General features: G+C 41.5%; 15 protein-coding genes and 1 pseudogene. All 16 read left to right on the top strand.

The features are described 5' to 3' along the window. Window positions 1–263: 263 nt before the first annotated feature. Window positions 264–666, top strand: a pseudogene (gene tnpA, locus Q0I54_RS07030) (IS200/IS605 family transposase). Between the two features lie 14 nt (window positions 667–680). Next, window positions 681–1,784 carry an IS200/IS605 family element RNA-guided endonuclease TnpB gene (tnpB, locus tag Q0I54_RS07025; RefSeq protein ID WP_296117536.1) on the top strand — a complete coding sequence of 368 codons (1,104 nt, stop codon included), beginning with the start codon at window positions 681–683 and terminating at the stop codon, window positions 1,782–1,784. A 198-nt stretch (window positions 1,785–1,982) separates the two neighbouring features. Beyond that, complete coding sequence (locus Q0I54_RS07020) at window positions 1,983–3,536, top strand: ABC-F family ATP-binding cassette domain-containing protein (protein ID WP_296117534.1); 1,554 nt, start codon at window positions 1,983–1,985, stop codon at window positions 3,534–3,536. Window positions 3,537–3,664: 128 nt separating this feature from the next. Then, window positions 3,665–3,931 carry a heavy-metal-associated domain-containing protein gene (locus Q0I54_RS07015; RefSeq protein ID WP_296117531.1) on the top strand — a complete coding sequence of 89 codons (267 nt, stop codon included), beginning with the start codon at window positions 3,665–3,667 and terminating at the stop codon, window positions 3,929–3,931. A gap of 276 nt (window positions 3,932–4,207) precedes the next feature. Continuing rightward, window positions 4,208–5,293 carry a phosphoribosyltransferase gene (locus Q0I54_RS07010; RefSeq protein ID WP_296117530.1) on the top strand — a complete coding sequence of 362 codons (1,086 nt, stop codon included), beginning with the start codon at window positions 4,208–4,210 and terminating at the stop codon, window positions 5,291–5,293. A gap of 91 nt (window positions 5,294–5,384) precedes the next feature. Continuing rightward, window positions 5,385–6,017: an endonuclease III gene (gene nth / locus Q0I54_RS07005; RefSeq protein ID WP_296117528.1), complete on the top strand. Its 633-nt coding sequence runs from the start codon at window positions 5,385–5,387 to the stop codon at window positions 6,015–6,017. 87 nt (window positions 6,018–6,104) lie between these two features. Next, on the top strand, window positions 6,105–6,905 hold the full coding sequence (locus Q0I54_RS07000) for a xanthine dehydrogenase family protein subunit M (RefSeq protein WP_296117526.1): 801 nt from the start codon (window positions 6,105–6,107) through the stop codon (window positions 6,903–6,905). Window position 6,906: 1 nt separating this feature from the next. After that, window positions 6,907–7,374, top strand: a complete 468-nt coding sequence (locus Q0I54_RS06995; protein WP_177973994.1) for a (2Fe-2S)-binding protein — start codon at window positions 6,907–6,909, stop codon at window positions 7,372–7,374. Next, the gene (locus Q0I54_RS06990) at window positions 7,371–9,647 is read left to right on the top strand and encodes a xanthine dehydrogenase family protein molybdopterin-binding subunit (RefSeq protein WP_296117523.1); all 2,277 of its coding nucleotides are present in this window, start codon (window positions 7,371–7,373) and stop codon (window positions 9,645–9,647) included. The genes Q0I54_RS06995 and Q0I54_RS06990 overlap by 4 nt, the downstream gene beginning before the upstream one ends. Window positions 9,648–9,915: 268 nt before the next feature. Continuing rightward, entirely contained in the window at window positions 9,916–10,857 is a 942-nt protein-coding gene (locus Q0I54_RS06985) for a magnesium transporter CorA family protein (protein ID WP_296117521.1), read from the top strand. Window positions 10,858–11,059: 202 nt separating this feature from the next. Next, window positions 11,060–11,602, top strand: coding sequence for a hypothetical protein (locus tag Q0I54_RS06980; RefSeq protein WP_296117520.1), 543 nt, complete (start codon window positions 11,060–11,062; stop codon window positions 11,600–11,602). Continuing rightward, window positions 11,599–12,402, top strand: a complete 804-nt coding sequence (locus Q0I54_RS06975; RefSeq protein WP_296117518.1) for a nucleotidyl transferase AbiEii/AbiGii toxin family protein — start codon at window positions 11,599–11,601, stop codon at window positions 12,400–12,402. Before Q0I54_RS06980 ends, Q0I54_RS06975 begins: the two co-directional genes overlap by 4 nt. A gap of 105 nt (window positions 12,403–12,507) precedes the next feature. Further along, complete coding sequence (locus Q0I54_RS06970; protein WP_296117517.1) at window positions 12,508–13,440, top strand: helix-turn-helix domain-containing protein; 933 nt, start codon at window positions 12,508–12,510, stop codon at window positions 13,438–13,440. Between the two features lie 220 nt (window positions 13,441–13,660). After that, the gene (locus Q0I54_RS06965; RefSeq protein ID WP_296117516.1) at window positions 13,661–14,713 is read left to right on the top strand and encodes a zinc-binding alcohol dehydrogenase; all 1,053 of its coding nucleotides are present in this window, start codon (window positions 13,661–13,663) and stop codon (window positions 14,711–14,713) included. A gap of 154 nt (window positions 14,714–14,867) precedes the next feature. Then, window positions 14,868–16,172 (top strand): MFS transporter, encoded by a 1,305-nt coding sequence (locus Q0I54_RS06960; protein ID WP_296117515.1) that lies wholly within the window; start codon window positions 14,868–14,870, stop codon window positions 16,170–16,172. 260 nt (window positions 16,173–16,432) lie between these two features. Then, entirely contained in the window at window positions 16,433–17,839 is a 1,407-nt protein-coding gene (locus Q0I54_RS06955; protein WP_296117514.1) for a hypothetical protein, read from the top strand. The last annotated feature ends 256 nt before the right edge of the window (window positions 17,840–18,095 follow it).

The raw sequence follows: 18,095 nt of genomic DNA, 5'->3' as shown, positions 1-18,095 counted from the left end.
CTGGCTGGTAACGGGAATTACCTTTGCGGTATTGGCTGTTTACTCCTTCTTCTGGATCAAGTTCAAGATGAAGATGCAGGTGTTCAAGAGTGTTCCGTTGGAAAAAGTTATGGCAATGGAAAATAGCATGTATTATACGATCCGAAAGCGGCGGGGAATCTGGCACTAAATTTCGCTTTTCCTTTTGAAATAAGGCTACCGCAATCCCACTGGCTTCAGACGGTGGGTTAAGGTAGCCTAAAATCAGAAATTATTGTATACTTATGGCATGGGAATCTAAAAACAGGCACAAATATTTATTACAATATCACATTATTTTTGTTTGCAAATATAGGAAAAAGTTGCTGTTTTCGAGGCAGATATCAGATGATATAAAACAGTTTTCATATGAGATTATGTCAAAGACACAGTGTTATTATCAGATATATGGAAACAGATAAAGACCATATTCATTACATGATAGAGGCAGAACCGACAATGTCTGATAGTAAGATTGTAAACCTGATGAAGAGCTACACAACATACCATATATGGAAAAGATATCCCCAATATTTACGAAAACAATTCTGGAAAGAACATACCTTTTGGACAGATGGATATTTTGCGTGTAGTGTAGGAAATGTATCAGAAGAAATGCTAAAAAAGTATATAGAGAACCAAGGTTAAGGAGGTGACAGCAAATGTTAAAAGCATATAAATACCGAATATATCCCAATACTGTGCAGAAAGTACAGATAGCAAAAACATTTGGCTGTTGTCGCTTCGTGTATAATCAAACACTGGCATATCGGAAAGAGACATATGAAAAAGAGAAAAAAACTGTTAGTAAAACCGACTGCAACAATTACTGTAACAGACAGTTAAAGAGGGAATATGAATGGCTGAAAGAAGTGGATAAATTTGCTCTGACCAATGCTATTTATAGCATGGATTCTGCATATCAGAAATTTTTTAAAGAACATGCAGGATATCCGAAATTTAAGAGTAAGCACGACCGTCATAGATCATATACAACAAATTTTACGAATGGAAATATAGAAGCAGATTTCGAAGAGAACAAAGTAAAACTGCCGAAATTAAAGAAAGTAAAAGCAAAGCTGCATAGAAAATTCAGCGGGCAGATAAAGTCTGCAACCGTATCACAGAAGCCAAGTGGAAAGTATTATGTCTCATTATTGGTGGAAACAGAGTATGAGGAGTTGCCTCATACAAAGGAGAATGTGGGACTGGATTTGGGAATCAAAGATTTATGTATTACTTCTGATGGTAAGAAATACGAAAATCCCAAAACAATCAAAAGATATGAAAAGAAGCTGGTAAAATTACAAAGGCAGTTAGCTCATAAAGAAAAGAGAAGCCAAAATTACTACAAAACCAGAAAAAAGATAGCAATATGTCATGAAAAAATAACAAATACCAGAAAAGATTATCTACATAAGATATCTCATGAGATGGTCAGCGAAAACCAAGTGATTGTTTCAGAAAATCTGCGGATAAAGAATATGGTAAAAAACCATCATCTGGCCAGGTCCATAAGTGATGCATCATGGTATGAGCTGACAAAGCAGTTGGAGTATAAAGCAAAGTGGAATGGCAGAGATTATATAAAGATAGATTCATTTTATGCCAGCAGTCAGTTGTGTTTCGATTGCGGATACCAAAAAGCAGAGGTAAAAAATCTGTCAGTGAGGGAATGGATATGTCCGGTTTGTGGTACAAAACATGATAGAGACATTAACGCTGCAAAGAATATCCTGGCAGAAGGATTAAGAACGATAGCTTAAGAAAAAACATATCATAGGGCAGGGACTGCCCGAATAAACGCCTGTGGAGATAGTAGGTTACGAGGTCTGTGAAGCAGGAAGCCCATTGGCTTTAGACAATGGGTAGTTCACAAGATTCTGGTATGATAGCATGGTGTAAAAATTTTGCTATCAGAAAAAATTGAGTGAATCATAAAATAAAGGAGAACACGTAGATAAATGAGTATTTTAAATGTAGAACACCTGACGCATGGTTTTGGCGACCGTGCGATTTTTGAAGATGTATCCTTTCGTTTGCTGAAGGGCGAGCATATCGGTCTGATCGGTGCAAACGGTGAGGGAAAATCCACATTTATGAGTATTGTAACCGGACGCCTGATGCCGGATGAAGGAAAAGTCGAATGGGCAAAAAATGTCCGTGCCGGGTATCTGGATCAGCATGCGGTGCTGGAAGAAGGAATGACCATCGGTGATGTACTGCGTTCTGCATTTTCATGGCTGTTTGAGATGGAGACAGAGATGAATCGGATGTTTGAGCAGATGGCGGAGGCCACACCGGAGGAGATGGAACGTCTGCTGGAAGAGACGGGGACCTATCAGGAATTGCTGGATCAGCATGATTTTTATATGATCGATGCGAAAGTAGATGAAGTTGCCCGTGCATTAGGCCTGCTGGATCTTGGTCTGGATCGTGATGTTACAGATTTGAGTGGCGGTCAGAGAACAAAGGTTTTACTGGCAAAATTACTGCTTGAAAAACCGGATATTTTATTGCTGGACGAGCCGACAAATTATCTGGATGAAGAGCATATCGCATGGCTGAAACGTTATCTGCTGGATTATGAAAATGCATTTATTCTGATCTCGCATGATATTCCATTTCTGAATGAAGTGGTAAACATTATTTATCATATGGAAAATCAGGAACTGAACCGCTATGTTGGTGATTATGAGCATTTCCAGGAAGTGTACGCCATGAAAAAAGCGCAGCTTGAGGCAGCCTACCGCAGACAGCAGCAGGAAATCAGCGAGTTAAAAGACTTTGTGGCAAGAAATAAAGCCAGAGTTTCTACCAGAAATATGGCGATGTCCCGTCAGAAAAAACTGGATAAAATGGATGTCATCGAACTGGCAGCGGAGCGCCCGAAGCCGGAATTCCATTTCCAGTATGGACAGACGCCGGGGAAAATGCTGTTTGAGACGCATGATCTGGTGATCGGTTATGATGAACCGTTGTCCAAACCGCTGAATTTTTCCATGGAGCGTGGTCAGAAGATTGCGCTGGTTGGTACAAACGGAATCGGAAAAACAACGCTGTTGAAGAGTATTTTGGGATTGATACCATCTATTTCCGGTGAATGTGAACTGGGCGAAAAACTGCAGCTTGGCTATTTTGAACAGGAAGTAAGCCCGGATAACCGAAACAGCTGTATTGAAGAAATCTGGGAGGAGTTTCCAGCATTTTCCCAGTATGAAGTGCGTTCCGCTCTGGCAAAATGCGGACTGACAACAAAGCATATTGAGAGCCAGGTGCGTGTATTGAGCGGCGGCGAACAGGCCAAAGTACGTCTGTGCAAATTACTGAACCGTGATACGAATTTTCTGCTTCTGGACGAGCCGACAAACCATTTAGATGTAGATGCAAAGGATGCGTTAAAGACTGCATTGCGGGAGTATCGCGGAAGTATTCTGCTGATCTGCCATGAGCCGGAATTTTATCAGGATGTGGTAGACGAGATATGGAATATGAGCCAGTGGACGACCAAGTTATAGAAAATTTATTGAGAAAAAATATCAATAATGCAGTAGTATATACTAACCAAACTGATTGACAGAGTACCCCGTAGGGGTATACAATAATGCTGATTGAAGAGTAATCATTTGAGAAAGAAGGAATCAGTATGGTAAAGACTGTATTAAAAATTGATGGTATGTCATGCAGCATGTGTGAAGCTCATATGAATGAAGTCATCCGCAACAATTTTAAAGTAAATAAAGTCTCTTCTTCAGCAAGTGCCGGAGAGACCGTCATCATCAGTGATGCGGAACTTGATATTCCATGGGTGAAAAAACAGGTAAAAGATATCGGATATAAAGTATTATCCTATAAATCTGAGCCGTATGAGAAAAAAGAAAAGAAAGGTTTCTTTCGTTTTGGAAAGAAATAATGTGCAGTAAAAAAGCCGACAATTACTACAGAGGAAATTCTGTAATAGTTGCCGGTTTTTTCTTTATGCATTCAGATGTTGCAGCCCATGGAGAACACCTTTTATGAAGAAAACAGAATGCACGGCGAAGAACCATAGTTGGGAATAAGAATCAACCGGCGGCTTTGTTGTGCATTTTGTATATGAATAAAGCCGAGATTCTGTAAAAAATTTCATGGCAGGATTTGTCGAACCATTGTATAATAAATCTATATGCAAAAACAGGAGAGACGAAGGATGAGCTGGAAGAATGTACAGATTGTCCCAACATTTGTAGATCAGGGGGTATCCTGCTATCAACTGGAGGGCGGAGACTTTAAAAATGAATATTATATTGTATCAGAAGCGGAGACTCGGAAATTATTAAATAATCCGGAGATCGTCGGATATGAGACTTATTATTGTCTGATTCCGTCCACTTCCCAGATGTTATATTATTTCAAAGAGCAGAAAAAGGTGACAACGGCCAATATTCTGTCTATTTTACGTGGCGCATTGAACTATCCGCTGGAGGAGAGCTGTTATCGTGAGCATATTCGCGTGCATGACATTAGTTTTCTGTCCAGTGAGCGTGTGTTCCATGAGGATGAGATTGCAGGCCTTGAAATCAAATACAGCAAGCTGACTATGGTTCCGGGAAGCACCTTACTGATCGGTGATATCATTGCTACCGGTGAGACATTGATCCATTGTCTGCGTTACGTGACAGATTTTTACCGTGCACACGGAGCAAAACTGCGCAATATTATCATCTTTACCATCGGTGGTACAAAAGGCATTGAGATCTTAGAACGCCTGACCGAAGAAATCCGTGAGTACTGGCCGGATTTTGAAGGATTTATCACGGTATTTTATGAAGGTATTTTTGCGACCTATCAGGATAAAGGTGTATCCGGTATCAATCTTCCGGACGTAGATTTCTACTGGAAGGGCGGTATCATAGCACCGGAATTCAGACGTCAGACACTGTCTATGTGCAATCCGTTATTTGAAAAATGTATCATTTATGATGGTGGTGCACGTCGTTATGAGATCCATGAGCACGTAGAAGAAGTTCTGGAATTCTGGAATGGCATGCTGGAGCGTGCAGATCAGATCGAACTGAAAGAACTGCTGGATGAGAAACTTGGTTATCCGGCTCCTTTGTCATACGATAATTGGGTGGAAGCAAACCATTACCAGCGATTAAACGATGCACAGAAAAACTGGCTGTATCGTCAGGAACTTGGTTACATTGAGAGCCTGAAAGGAATGACTGTGCGCGAGATCGCAGAGCAGAGAATCGAAGAAATTACAACAGCATTAAGAAAATATATGCTATAATAAATCTGTCAATAGCTGCATGATACGACTGCTTGCAGGCAGTATCATGCAGCTATTTGACGGATAAAATGGAAAGATTACGAGGAAAATTATGACCAAAAAGCAAAGGGCGCTTGAAATCATAGACCGTCTGAAAAAAGAATACCCGGATGCGGATTGTACGCTGGATTACGACCAGGCATGGAAACTGCTGGTCAGTGTACGTCTGGCTGCGCAGTGTACGGACGCAAGAGTCAATATGATCGTTCCGAAGCTGTTTGAAAAATATCCAAGCGTGGAAGCGCTGGCAGATGCCGATGTGGCAGACATTGAGGAAATTGTCCGTCCCTGTGGACTTGGAAAAAGCAAAGCACGAGATATCAGTGCCTGTATGAAAATGCTTTGGAATGAGTTCGGTGGAAAAGTGCCAAAGGATTTTAACGCACTGCTGAAACTTCCGGGTGTCGGCAGGAAAAGTGCAAATCTGATCATGGGTGATGTGTTTGGTGAACCGGCCATTGTAACAGATACGCACTGCATCCGTCTGGTGAACCGCATGGGACTGGTGGATGGAATCAAAGAGCCGAAAAAAGTAGAGATGGAGTTGTGGAAGATCATACCACCGGAGGAAGGCAGTGATTTCTGCCATCGTCTGGTATGGCACGGCAGAGAAGTCTGTACTGCACGGACACAGCCATATTGTGACAAGTGCTGTCTGAATGATATCTGTAAAAAGCATATCTGATGTTAATACGACAGAAAATATGTGATAAGAACAAAAACTTTGTATAAGAGAAAACTTTGAAATCATTGTAAAAGAAGGAGAACATGAATGCTGGAAATCAAAGAGTATGTGAAGGCAGAAAGTCTGGAGCAGGCATTTGAATTAAATCAGAAGCGAACCAATCAGATCATAGGTGGAATGCTCTGGATGAAAATGGGAGATCACAGGATACAGACTGCCATCGATCTGTCTGGTCTTGGTCTTGATACCATTGAGGAAGATGAGATGCAGTTTTCCATCGGATGTATGACATCCCTGCGTCAGTTGGAGTTACACGAAGGCTTAAACCAGTGGAGCAATGGAGCAGTCCGTGAGAGTGTCCGCCATATCGTAGGTGTGCAGTTTCGAAATCTTGCTACCTTAGGTGGAAGTCTGTTTGGACGGTTTGGCTTTTCTGATGTGCTGACCTGCTTTTTAGCGATGGACGCTTATGTAGAGTTATATCACAATGGAATTCTGTCGCTGGCAGATTTTTTAAATCTTCCCCGCGACAACGATGTGTTGATTCGTCTCATCGTAAAAAAGACACCTGGAAAATGCGTTTATCTGTCTCAGAGAAATACAAAAACAGATTTTCCATTATTAACATGTGCCGTCTGTCTGGACAAAAAAGGAACCAGAGTGGCAGTCGGTGCGAGACCGCAGAAAGCCATGCTTTTGACTGTTTCTGAGGAGCAGACAGAAGCAATCAGAAAAAACGGTGCGGATGCAGCTGCAAAGATCGCAGAAGAACTTGCGGTTCAGATTCCAACGCAGGATAACATGCGCGCCAGTGCTGCATATCGGACACATCTTGCCAAGGTGCTGATCCGTCGTGCGCTGCTGACCGTGACAGAGGAGGTGCAGTAACATGGTTGTGACAATTACATTAAATGGGAAAAAAGTGGAAGCACTTGTAAAACCGGATACATTACTCATCGACTTTGTGCGTGACCACGGCTGCTACAGCGTAAAGCGTGGCTGTGAGACATCCAACTGTGGACTCTGCACGGTATTCGTGAATGAAAAACCAGTGCTTTCCTGCTCTATGCTGGTGGCACGGGTAAATGGATGTAAAGTAGATACGTTAGAGGGACTTCAGAAAGAAGCGGAAGAATTTGGTGCTTTTATCGCAGATCAGGGTGCTGAGCAGTGTGGTTTCTGCAATCCGGGTATGATCATGAATGCGATTGCCTTATTCCGGGAAAATCCGGATCCTTCCGATGAAGAAATCAAAGAATATTTAGCAGGAAATCTCTGTAGATGTTCTGGATACGAGGGACAGATGCGTGGAATCAAAGCGTTTCTGGAATACAAAAAGAATGGAGGCAGCAGATGAAAGCAGTAAATCAGCCAATTCGAAAAAAAGACGCCATGGCACTGGTGACAGGAAAACCGGTTTTTATGGACGACCTGGTTCCGAAGGACTGTTTGATTGTCAAATTACTGCGCAGTCCCCATGCCAATGCAATCGTAAAAGAAATCAATAAAGCAGCAGCGGAGAAAGTACCGGGAATTGAAGCAATTTATACCTGGGAAGATGTACCGCAGCAGCGTTTTACCACTGCAGGACAGACCTATCCGGAGGCAACACCGTATGACCGTCTGATCCTGGATCAGCATGTGCGTTTTGTAGGCGATCCGGTGGCCATCATTGCCGGAGAAGATGAAGCCTGCGTGGAAAAAGCCATGCGTCTGATTAAAGTAAAATATGAAGTGCTTCCGGCTATTCTGGATTTTCATGTGGCAAAAGACAATGAGATCCTGATCCATCCGGAGGATAACTGGAGATCTCTCTGTCCGGTTGGTGCGGACAACAAGAGAAATCTTTGCGCTACAGCGAGATCCGAAGAAGGCGATGTGGACGGTGTGATGGCGGAATGCGATACCATTGTAGAGCACACATATCATACGGTTGCGGATCAGCAGGCGATGATGGAGACCTTCCGCACATACTGCTCCATTGATGCCTACGGCAGACTGAATATTTTCAGTTCCACACAGATTGTATTCCATGTGCGAAGAATCGTGTCCAATGCCCTTGGTATTCCGAAGTCTCAGATCCGTGTGTCAAAACCCAGGGTTGGCGGTGGATTCGGAGCGAAACAGACCGCTGTTTCTGAAGTTTATCCGGCTTTTGTAACCTGGATGACAAAGAAACCGTCCAAAATTATTTTTACCAGAGTGGAATCCCAGATCGCTTCCTCCCCACGCCATGAGATGGAAGTGCACGTAAAAGTAGGTGCCATGAAGGACGGAACCATTCGTGCCATTGATATGTATACACTGTCAAATACCGGTGCTTACGGAGAACATGGTCCGACAACCGTAGGATTAAGCGGACATAAATCCATTCCGCTTTATGCAAAAGCAGAAGCTTTCCGTTTTGATTATGATGTTGTGTATACAAATGTAATGTCAGCCGGTGCATATCGAGGCTATGGTGCGACGCAGGGACAGTTTGCGCTGGAATCAGCGGTAAACGAGCTGGCGCAGAAACTGCATATGGATCCGGTTAAATTGCGTGAGATAAATATGGTGCGGGAAGGCGATATCATGCCGGCTTATTACGGTGAGCCAAACAACAGCTGTGCATTGGACCGCTGTCTGAAACGTGCGGCAGAAATGATCGGCTGGGAAGAAAAATTTCCGTGCAGGGATATGGGAAATGGAAAAGTACGAAGTGTTGGTATGGCCATGTCCATGCAGGGATCTGGTATTTCCAATGTGGATGTAGGATCTGCGACCATTAAACTGAACGAAGACGGAAGTTATCTGCTTTCCATCGGTGCTGCTGATATGGGAACCGGATGTGATACAACACTGGCGCAGGTGGCAGCAGAGTGCCTGGAATGCGATATAGACAAAATTGCAGTGTCCGGAGCAGATACAGATACGTCTCCTTACGATTCCGGATCCTATGCTTCCAGTACCGCATACATCACTGGTAAAGCTGTGGAAAAAACAGCACTTCATCTAATCGAAGAAATCAGAGCGACCGCAGCACAGATGCTGGAGTGCGGAGTGGAAGATACCAGATTTGAAGGAGATCATGTAAGCTGCGTTTCCACAGGAAAATCTGTGACAACAGCAGAGATTGGTGTGCATTCCATGTGTGCCAATAATCATGCACTTCAGGTAACCGAAAGTCATTATTCACCGACTTCTCCGCCACCATTTATGGTTGGAATGGCAGAAGTGGAAATTGATAAAGAAACCGGTGAACTGGAATTGATCGATTATGTTGCCGTAGTTGACTGTGGAACACCGTTGAATCCGAATCTGGCAAGAGTTCAGGTAGAAGGTGGACTGGGACAGGGTATCGGCATGGCGTTGTACGAGAATGTACAGTATACGGATTATGGAAGAATGATGAACAATTCTCTGATGCAGTATAAGATTCCGGCCCGGGTGGATCTGTGTAAACTTCGCGTAGAGTTCGAGAGCAGTTATGAAAAGTCCGGTCCTTTTGGTGCAAAATCCATCGGAGAGATCGTTATCAATACGCCATCCCCGGCACTTGCACATGCAGTGGCTAATGCAACCGGTATCTGGGTGCGTGAACTGCCGATCACACCGGAGAAAATTGCGATGGGTACACCGGAAGAATAGAGAAAAGAAGTAAAAATCAGTGTGTGTCCTTATAAAAAAAGGAAAAGAATGTGAAAAAGACTGGTAAAAATCACGTTCAGCACTACCAAAATGCCTTAAAACTTGGTACAATAAGTTTTAAGGCATTCTTTTGCTTCTTCAAAGCAAAAGAATACTCCGTAAGGATTGCAGAACTGAACAGCGGAAAATATCAGTTTTACAGATGTTCAGTTCGCAGCAAGATTTGCAGACAAATCTTGAATATATCAGAAAGGCAGGTGTGGCACATATGATGACCGTGTATAAAACGGACAACCGTGTCCTTCATGAAGTAGAAGAGATGGATCCGGGAGTCTGGATCATGATGACAAATCCAACCATGGAGGAGAGTCAGGAAGTCGCGGAGCAATATGATATTGATATGGTAGATGTTCGTGCTGCACTGGATGAGGAAGAGAGTTCCCGTATTGAGCTGGAGGATGGATATACCCTGATCCTGGTAGATATTCCGGCAACGGAGATTCGTCATGAATCCAAAAACTATACGACTATTCCGCTTGGTATCCTTCTGACACAGGAATGTATTATCACAGTGTGTACCGAGGAGACACCGATCCTGCAGCATTTTATTGAGCGCAGAGTCCGTGAATTTTCTACAAAGAAAAAAATGCGTTTTGTATATCAGATTCTGTTCCGTACTTCAGCAATGTACCAGAGTACACTGAGGATCATTGATAAAAAGAGAACTGACATTGAGGAAAATATCGGTGGAAATACCGAAGATGAAGACCTTGTAAATTTACACGAATTAGAATCCACGCTGGTATACTTTGCCACATCTTTAAGGGCAAATGGCGTCGTATTGGAACGTCTGTCCAGATACAAACGACTGGAGCAGTATCCGGAAGATACCGAGCTGCTGGATGATGTCATCATCGAGAACAAGCAGGCGATTGAGATGACAATGATCTATCGTGATATCATCAATGGTACCCGGGAGTTGGTATCATCAGTTATCAATAACCGATTGAATAATGTCATGAAATACCTGACGTCAATCACACTGGTTATGGCGATTCCGACGATCATTTCCGGATTGTACGGAATGAACGTCAGTGGGAAATGGATGCCGCTGTCCGATACACCGTATGGTTTTGGAATTATATGTATCGGAACCCTTGTAATCTGTATTTTGATCCTGCTGATCTTAAAAAAGAAAAATATGTTGTAGGAAGCACTTGCAGATAAAGTCACGTTTCGTTGTGAAAGCGAAAGCGTGGCTTTATTTTTTAACAAATTTAAGTAAAAATACACATGAAATGTAAGTGTGTGTATTTTTACTTGACAATAAGCGTAGAACAAGTATAATTTAAGTAAAAATACACATGACACAAGATGGGGTGTATAATTGCAAAAAAAGGAGGTGTGAAAATATGATTATGACTTATAAAGAATGTATCAAGCAGTATGGATCTGATTATATGATAAAGAAGAAAATAGAAGAAGGACTTCTTTTTCAAAAAGAAAAAGGATTATACTCGGATACAGATCTATGCTCTGAATTGGAAGTTGTTGTTGCAAAATATCCACGAGCTGTATTTACTGGAGAAAGTGCTTATTATTATTATGGACTTACAGATGTTATACCAGACTCATATTGGCTGGCAACAAAAAGAGAAGATACAAGAATAAAGGAAAAACAGGTGCGGCAAACCTTTGTAAATGACTACTTGTTTGAGTTTGGGAAAGGAGAAATGAATTATCAAAATATTCAAATTTCAATATATAGTAAAGAACGCTTACTTGTAGACTTAATACGTTTTAGAAAAAAAATGCCATTTGATTATTATAAAGAAATTATTGGAAATTATAGAAGGATTGTTGATGAACTGGATTTTTTTGCGATTGAAGATTATACAGCAATGCTAAAAAGTGGGAAGAAAATAATGGATACAATACAGTTGGAGGTTTTATGATAAACTTATTGGAGGAAATTCAAAAAGTTAAAGGTGAAGGATATAGTGAGGCAAATGCACAGGCAAGAGTTTGTCAGGACATTATATTGTATGGAATAGCAAAAGGAAATTTCAGTAAAAATGTGACGATTAAAGGCGGCGTTGTAATGCGTAATATATCAAAAAATGCGCGAAGAGCAACACAGGATATAGATTTGGATTTTATAAAGTATTCAATATCAGATGAATCTATTAGAAACTTTATTGATAAATTATATTTGGATGAAGGAATTCAAATTAAAATCGAAAAGCCAATTATAGAATTAAAACATAGGGATTATCAAGGAAAACGAGTTTTCGTTGAGATTACAGATATACATGGAAATATTTTGGACAGTAAGATAGATGTAGGCGTACATAAAGATTTGGACATTAGGCAGGAGGAATATTGCTTTGATATTGGCTTTCAGGAAGATGGAGCAAGTCTTTTGATGAATTCCAGAGAGCAGATAATTACGGAAAAATTAAAATCTTTCTTGCGCTTTGGAACCAGATCAACCAGGTATAAAGATGTATTCGATATATGTTATCTCTCAGAAAATGTGAATAAAAATAAATTACTACAATATATTCAGAGATATATTTATGATGATACTTCTTTGCCTGTTAATGCTATAGACGAACTCATAAAACGAATTGAAAAAGTGTTTAGTAATAGTTTGTTTATAAAAGAAATGACCAAATCTAAGAAAAATTGGATGGACATTACTAATGAAGAGGTGCTAAAAAGAAATATTGAATTTGTGAAATCTTTGAAATGAGATGACAGTCTGGGCTTTTTTCAATACCCTACGAAGCGTAGGTTGACGAAATATTCATAAAACATGTACACTGAGAGCAGCAAAAGGGAGAAGGTGACATGCAGTATGGATGCAAAACGGACAGGAAAATTGATACAGAATCGCAGAAAGCAACTGGACATTTCACAAAAGCAGCTGGCCGAAAGGTTGGATATATCACCCAAGACTGTTTCAAAATGGGAAACAGGGCGGGGACTTCCAGACACTGGAATTTTGTTGCTACTATCAGAATGTCTTGGATGCAGTGTGGAAAACTTACTGAAAGGTGAGCCAGATGCTGAGAAAATAGAACAGAATAATCAGCAGCAAGATGTGGCATTGAACCACTGGAAAAAATATGCAAAAAGAAAAAAATACGATCGGGCTATCATGGTACTTATACTGAGTATCCTGTTTCTTGGAAGTCTGACTGGTGGAATTATCGGTGCATTTGAAAATAGGTCGGTATTATGTGTGCTGTGTGTATGCATTTGCATCGGAAGCGGTATCATCATTAGCATACAACTGATGAGCTTACGAATCCGGGATTGGAGAAAGCAGACACCTGTTGTGACTGAAGGTATGATTCTGGAAAAGAAAATTCGTATTTCCGGCGGTGGAAGCGCAACCGGATATCCGTGTATCGTAGTGAGACTTTACGGTGATGAGAAGAAAACATTGGATATCAAAGAATGGGCGGTTTACGACAGGATTTTTCCGGGAGATTTGATCGCTCTTACATATCAGGGATTTGTACTCACAGAATGCGAAGTATTAAAACCGGGAGCACTTGCGCAGGAAGCAGCTGTTTTTCATGTTACAAACGCACAATTTTTGAAAAAATATGTCAAAACCGTTGCTCGTTGGCATCATTATTCAGCGGCAGATTTTAGATTAGAAAATAATAAGAAAATTACGTTGCGTGTAAATGAAGAATGGGATTCACCAACGGCAGAAACCGCAGGTGAGTTACACTATCATGGAGAATATATGGACAGATGGAATGATTTTGTCTCATAGAAAGTATGAAAGTTAACAACTGAAAGCACTATTTTTCCTATCATGAAACTGGAATTTAAAACACAAAAAACGTCCGCTTTTTCAAAGAAAACGACATTGAGATAAGCCGTTGCTTATGAAATAATTATCACATCAAGATAATAAACTTCATAGGCAGCGGCTTTTTTTGTGTTGAACTTGAACATAAAATAACCCGCACAAAAACAGGAGGGGAATTAATATGAAAACTATCTATGCAGAGGCTCAGCCGGGGAAAGTAGTCTTAAAGGAGAAAGAGATTCCGGCACCGGGTAAAGGAGAGGTATTACTGAAAGCAAAATACAGTGCAATGAGCCCGGGAACAGAAAATGGACTGCTCGGTGAGCACATCGTACCACTTCCAACAAGCATCGGATATGCAATGGCAGCAGAAGTTATCGAAGTTGGCGAAGGCGTTGAGGACTTAAAAGTTGGCGATCACGTAGTAGCAACCGTGGAACATGCACAGTATGTCGTAACATCTGAATTAAACTGTACACTTTGTCCGGAAGGCGTTGACTTAAAACAGGCAGCATTCTGGAACCTTGGACATACAGGAATGTATGCACTTCGCCGTTCTAATTTACAGCTTGGTGAGCCGTGTGCAGTGCTTGGACAGGGATTTGTTGGAGCGATTACAGCACAGTGTGCAAGAATTGCAGGTGCTGTACCGGTTATCGTTACTGATCTGGATAATAATCGTCTGGAAGCAGCAAAGAAAATGGGAGCAGATGTTGTTATCAACTCAAAAGAAGATCCAGATGGACTGGAACGTGAGGTTGCGAAATTAAACCGTGGCGGACTTCCGGTTATTTTTGAGGCAACCGGCGCAAGAGGACCGTTAATGCAGGCAGCTGAACTTGTTTCCGAGCGTGGACGTATCGTAATGATCTCTCAGGTACATGGAGAGGCTATGCCGCCAATCGATGATCCGATCATGCAGAAAGGTGCAAGCCTGATCGGTACATATGTTAATTCAAAACCATATAAATTAAGAAGAGCAGATCTGTTGATCGAGGGTGCATGGCCGCCGGTAATGGGTAAAAAACTGAATCGTTATGTAAACTCTGACTGCTGGACCAGTGATGAGGATATTCAGGTATTCTTAAATCTGATCAAATATGGCAAACTCGATATCACTCCGTTGATCAGCCATGAGTTCTCATACAAGCAGATTCCGGAGGCATATGCTGATTATGTATTCCCACATGTAAATCCGGATATGACAGGTGGATTAATCTGCTGGGAAGAATAAAAAAACTATAAACTTTCTAAAATAAATCTAAAAAAACAGCACTTTTTTCACAAAAAGTTGCCTTTAAGACAGGTCAGAGATGTGGCACAATACAAACATCAAGAATGGCTCAGGCAAATGGGACATAACGTGATTAAAGGAGGAGAATTGAAAAATGGCTAAAAACAAAAAATTCATGGGCTATGCGGTTCTGTTATGTATTCTCGGAATCGTATTCATGTTCCTGTATTCAGGACTTCAGAATGATCAGATCAATATCATTCAGACATTCATTACCGAGAAGGGCGGTGGATGGTTAGCATCTTCCACACAGCTTCCGATGACAGTTGGTAACTTTGTTTGTATCGTATTAACATTTTTATATGGTACATTATTCATCAAATTTGGTGTTAAAAAACCTTTGATCGTTGTCATGATCATCACAGCAATTGCAACACTTGGTATTGCAGCTGCAAACGGACTTGACTGCAACGGTGGTGCAGCATCTGGTAACTATATTTTATTCTTCATCTCATTATTTATCGTAAGATGTGGATGTATGATTCTTCAGATGGCAGGCTTTATGCTCGTAGCTAACTGGTTCATCAAATATCGTGGACAGATCATGGGTATTGTAACAATGGGATCCCCGATCTTCTCCGTAGTTGGTACTGGTGTTATGACAAACCTGATCAAAAACAGCTTTGGCGGTGATTATAGACCGTTCTATATTGGAATTGCTGTTCTGATCGTTGTTATTTGCTTAGTAGTTGGCTTTGGTATCAAAGATACACCGGAAGAAGCTGGTCTCTACCCGGATGGTGCAGATCATGCTCCAAAATCTGAAACAAATGATGAGGTTAACCTCACAGTTGGTCAGGTTCTGAAACAGAAAAAAGCTTGGTTACTTATCGTATCCTTTGGTGCATTCCAGTTCATTATCAATGCATGTATGGGCTCCATGGCTATCCGTTATATCACACTTGGTGGTCCGGAACTGTGGGTTGGCCAGGCTGTTAAATGGCTTGGTGTTGGTGCCGTACTTGGTATTCCGATGTCTTATGTATTCGGTTTCCTTGATGATAAATTCGGTTCCGTTAAAGCTTCCATCATCTTAGGACTTTGCGAGTTTATCCCGGTACTTTGCCTGATGCTTCAGGATGGTACATCTACTGGTCTTATGATCGGATGGGGATTCGGTGTTGCCTGCATGACAGGTGGTGTTCCGACAATGCATCCTTGTATCACATCCTACGTATATGGACGTAGAGAGTATCAGTCAGCAAACCGTATTATCATGGCTATCCAGTTAGTACCATCAGCTGTAGCAGCTATGATGATGACAATATTAATTCAGTCTGGTAAAGCTACAATGGCTTACGGTATCCTGATTGCAATCATCATCATCGGACTTATCGCAACATTCCCGATGTTAAAGATGAAAGATGCCAACGCAGCAGACCGTATGTACGCTGACTAATTAGTTAAAAAAGATTTATAATCATACATATTAGACATACCGAACATAATATATATGATTACCTATATTGCCTAAACCTATGAACCTATGGAAAAATGACTTCTGCATGTATGTGCAGGGGTCATTTTTCAAAAACAGGAAAAACCTAGTAAGATACTGGGGATGTGCGTGAATCGGAAAGAGCAATAGAAAAACAAGTTGATGTTAGGAACAGAAAATATAATGATCATCCACTGATGTGGAAGAAAAGGAGAAATGGTATGGATCTTGTAAAAATCAAAGGTGTGCAGAAAAACAAACCTGCACGGGAAGAAAGCAAAAACATGCTGACAATGGCAGACATTATTGAGGGTGTAAATGCCGTATTAAATCCGGGAAAACCGAAGATTAACTGGTTCGCACCGGCAGATGACGCAGTAGCAGCCGTACATATCAAAGATGGAAAATACGACGCAGCTACTTCCAATCCATCCGTAGTATATGGCGGAAAAGTATCTGATGATAAGGTAGAAAACCTGAAAGTTGTAGCATATGAAGGAACAGAAGGCGCTATCTATGCGGAGGGTGCAGGCACAGACGTGACAGTTGACACTGCATACATCAGCCTTGCCGGCGACGGACAGGGGATCGGTGGACCGGCCAGTGGTGCAGCAGCAAAATACAATGCAAAACTGACGATTAAAAATGCAGTCATTGATACAAACGGAAGAACCCGTTACGCAACAGCAGCAGAGGAAGGATCTGTATTAAAAGTATATGATTCCGTCATCTGTGCACACGGTATTCCGTATGGTGATGATATCGAGAGACCGGACGCATTAATGTCCACTCCGCCACCAGCACTGGAGATGGATGGAAATACACGTACACATTGTACGATGTCAAATTCTTCCAGTTACTTCTACAATTCAAAGATTATCTGTGATGGATGGGCAGCTCTTTCCACAGAGTCCTCCGAAGGTTATGTATACCTGGAAGCAAATGACTGTGATATCGTTTGTACCAAGAGCGGTTACGGCGCATATTCCGATCCGGGATGCCACGATTATTTCAACGACTGTAATTTTGACATGTCTTGTATGGCAGCCATTGTTGCAGGAAATTCCGATATGACATTTAATGACTGTACTGCAGAATGTGGATCTTACTTTGCATTGACTCACTGCGTAAACGGCTGGCAGGAAGAAGTTGCAGACATTACAGTAACCGGTGGAGATATCCATACAAAGAAAGAGTGCGTACTGGTTAAGAGCCACAACATGATGCTGGATCTGTGTGATGTAAATATTTCTTCGGATAAAGGCGTTCTGGTTCATACCATCGTAAATGATGATCCGTGTGCAACAAAAGTTACCAAAGATGTATTTGGTGTAAATGTTGTGATGACAGATATGGATGTAAAAGGTGACTTGATCCATGAGGATACAACCAGAGAGATGTGGGTAATACTCAACAGCACACAGCTGACAGGTGCAATTCAGCACGCAAACGTTGCATTTGACAAAGGAAGCAAATGGACAGCAACCGCTGATTCTGATGTAGTATTTGTGACAGATGTGGAGCCTGCACAGATCGATGCACCGGCAGGTGTAACCATCACAGCAAAAGGTGCTGAGGCTGGCGAATTTGCACTGGCAAGCGGTGGAAAATTAATTGTTACAGCATAAGAAAATGCAGGGTTAAGACTGGTCAAACCAGTAGAAATATAGTATACTAAAACCATAGGATATGCAACTATTCAGAGCCAGGCAGGTTTACGGAAAAATGCGAATCATGCCTGCATGAATGAACATTTTTTCTCGGAAACCTATTTGGCGAGAAGCCAACATGAGTAAAAGTAGTAATTTTAGCCTTCTTGAAGCAAGTTCAAGAAGTATCGCTCGCAAGCGAGCTCTTTTGCGAATGGGCTCTGAATAGTTAATA

Origin of the sequence: uncultured Eubacterium sp. (assembly GCF_934295145.1) — a bacterium.
In the GTDB taxonomy this organism is placed as follows: Bacteria; Bacillota; Clostridia; order Lachnospirales; family Lachnospiraceae; genus Eubacterium_I.
This window is presented reverse-complemented; position numbering and strand designations above follow the sequence as displayed.

Bases quoted from the DNA above. Each gene is read 5' to 3' on its own strand.
- tnpB (WP_296117536.1), top strand. From the start codon at position 681: ATGTTAAAAGCATATAAATACCGAATATATCCCAATACTGTGCAGAAA.
- Q0I54_RS07020 (WP_296117534.1), top strand. From the start codon at position 1,983: ATGAGTATTTTAAATGTAGAACACCTGACGCATGGTTTTGGCGACCGT.
- Q0I54_RS07015 (WP_296117531.1), top strand. From the start codon at position 3,665: ATGGTAAAGACTGTATTAAAAATTGATGGTATGTCATGCAGCATGTGT.
- Q0I54_RS07010 (WP_296117530.1), top strand. From the start codon at position 4,208: ATGAGCTGGAAGAATGTACAGATTGTCCCAACATTTGTAGATCAGGGG.
- nth (WP_296117528.1), top strand. From the start codon at position 5,385: ATGACCAAAAAGCAAAGGGCGCTTGAAATCATAGACCGTCTGAAAAAA.
- Q0I54_RS07000 (WP_296117526.1), top strand. From the start codon at position 6,105: ATGCTGGAAATCAAAGAGTATGTGAAGGCAGAAAGTCTGGAGCAGGCA.
- Q0I54_RS06995 (WP_177973994.1), top strand. From the start codon at position 6,907: ATGGTTGTGACAATTACATTAAATGGGAAAAAAGTGGAAGCACTTGTA.
- Q0I54_RS06990 (WP_296117523.1), top strand. From the start codon at position 7,371: ATGAAAGCAGTAAATCAGCCAATTCGAAAAAAAGACGCCATGGCACTG.
- Q0I54_RS06985 (WP_296117521.1), top strand. From the start codon at position 9,916: ATGATGACCGTGTATAAAACGGACAACCGTGTCCTTCATGAAGTAGAA.
- Q0I54_RS06980 (WP_296117520.1), top strand. From the start codon at position 11,060: ATGATTATGACTTATAAAGAATGTATCAAGCAGTATGGATCTGATTAT.
- Q0I54_RS06975 (WP_296117518.1), top strand. From the start codon at position 11,599: ATGATAAACTTATTGGAGGAAATTCAAAAAGTTAAAGGTGAAGGATAT.
- Q0I54_RS06970 (WP_296117517.1), top strand. From the start codon at position 12,508: ATGGATGCAAAACGGACAGGAAAATTGATACAGAATCGCAGAAAGCAA.
- Q0I54_RS06965 (WP_296117516.1), top strand. From the start codon at position 13,661: ATGAAAACTATCTATGCAGAGGCTCAGCCGGGGAAAGTAGTCTTAAAG.
- Q0I54_RS06960 (WP_296117515.1), top strand. From the start codon at position 14,868: ATGGCTAAAAACAAAAAATTCATGGGCTATGCGGTTCTGTTATGTATT.
- Q0I54_RS06955 (WP_296117514.1), top strand. From the start codon at position 16,433: ATGGATCTTGTAAAAATCAAAGGTGTGCAGAAAAACAAACCTGCACGG.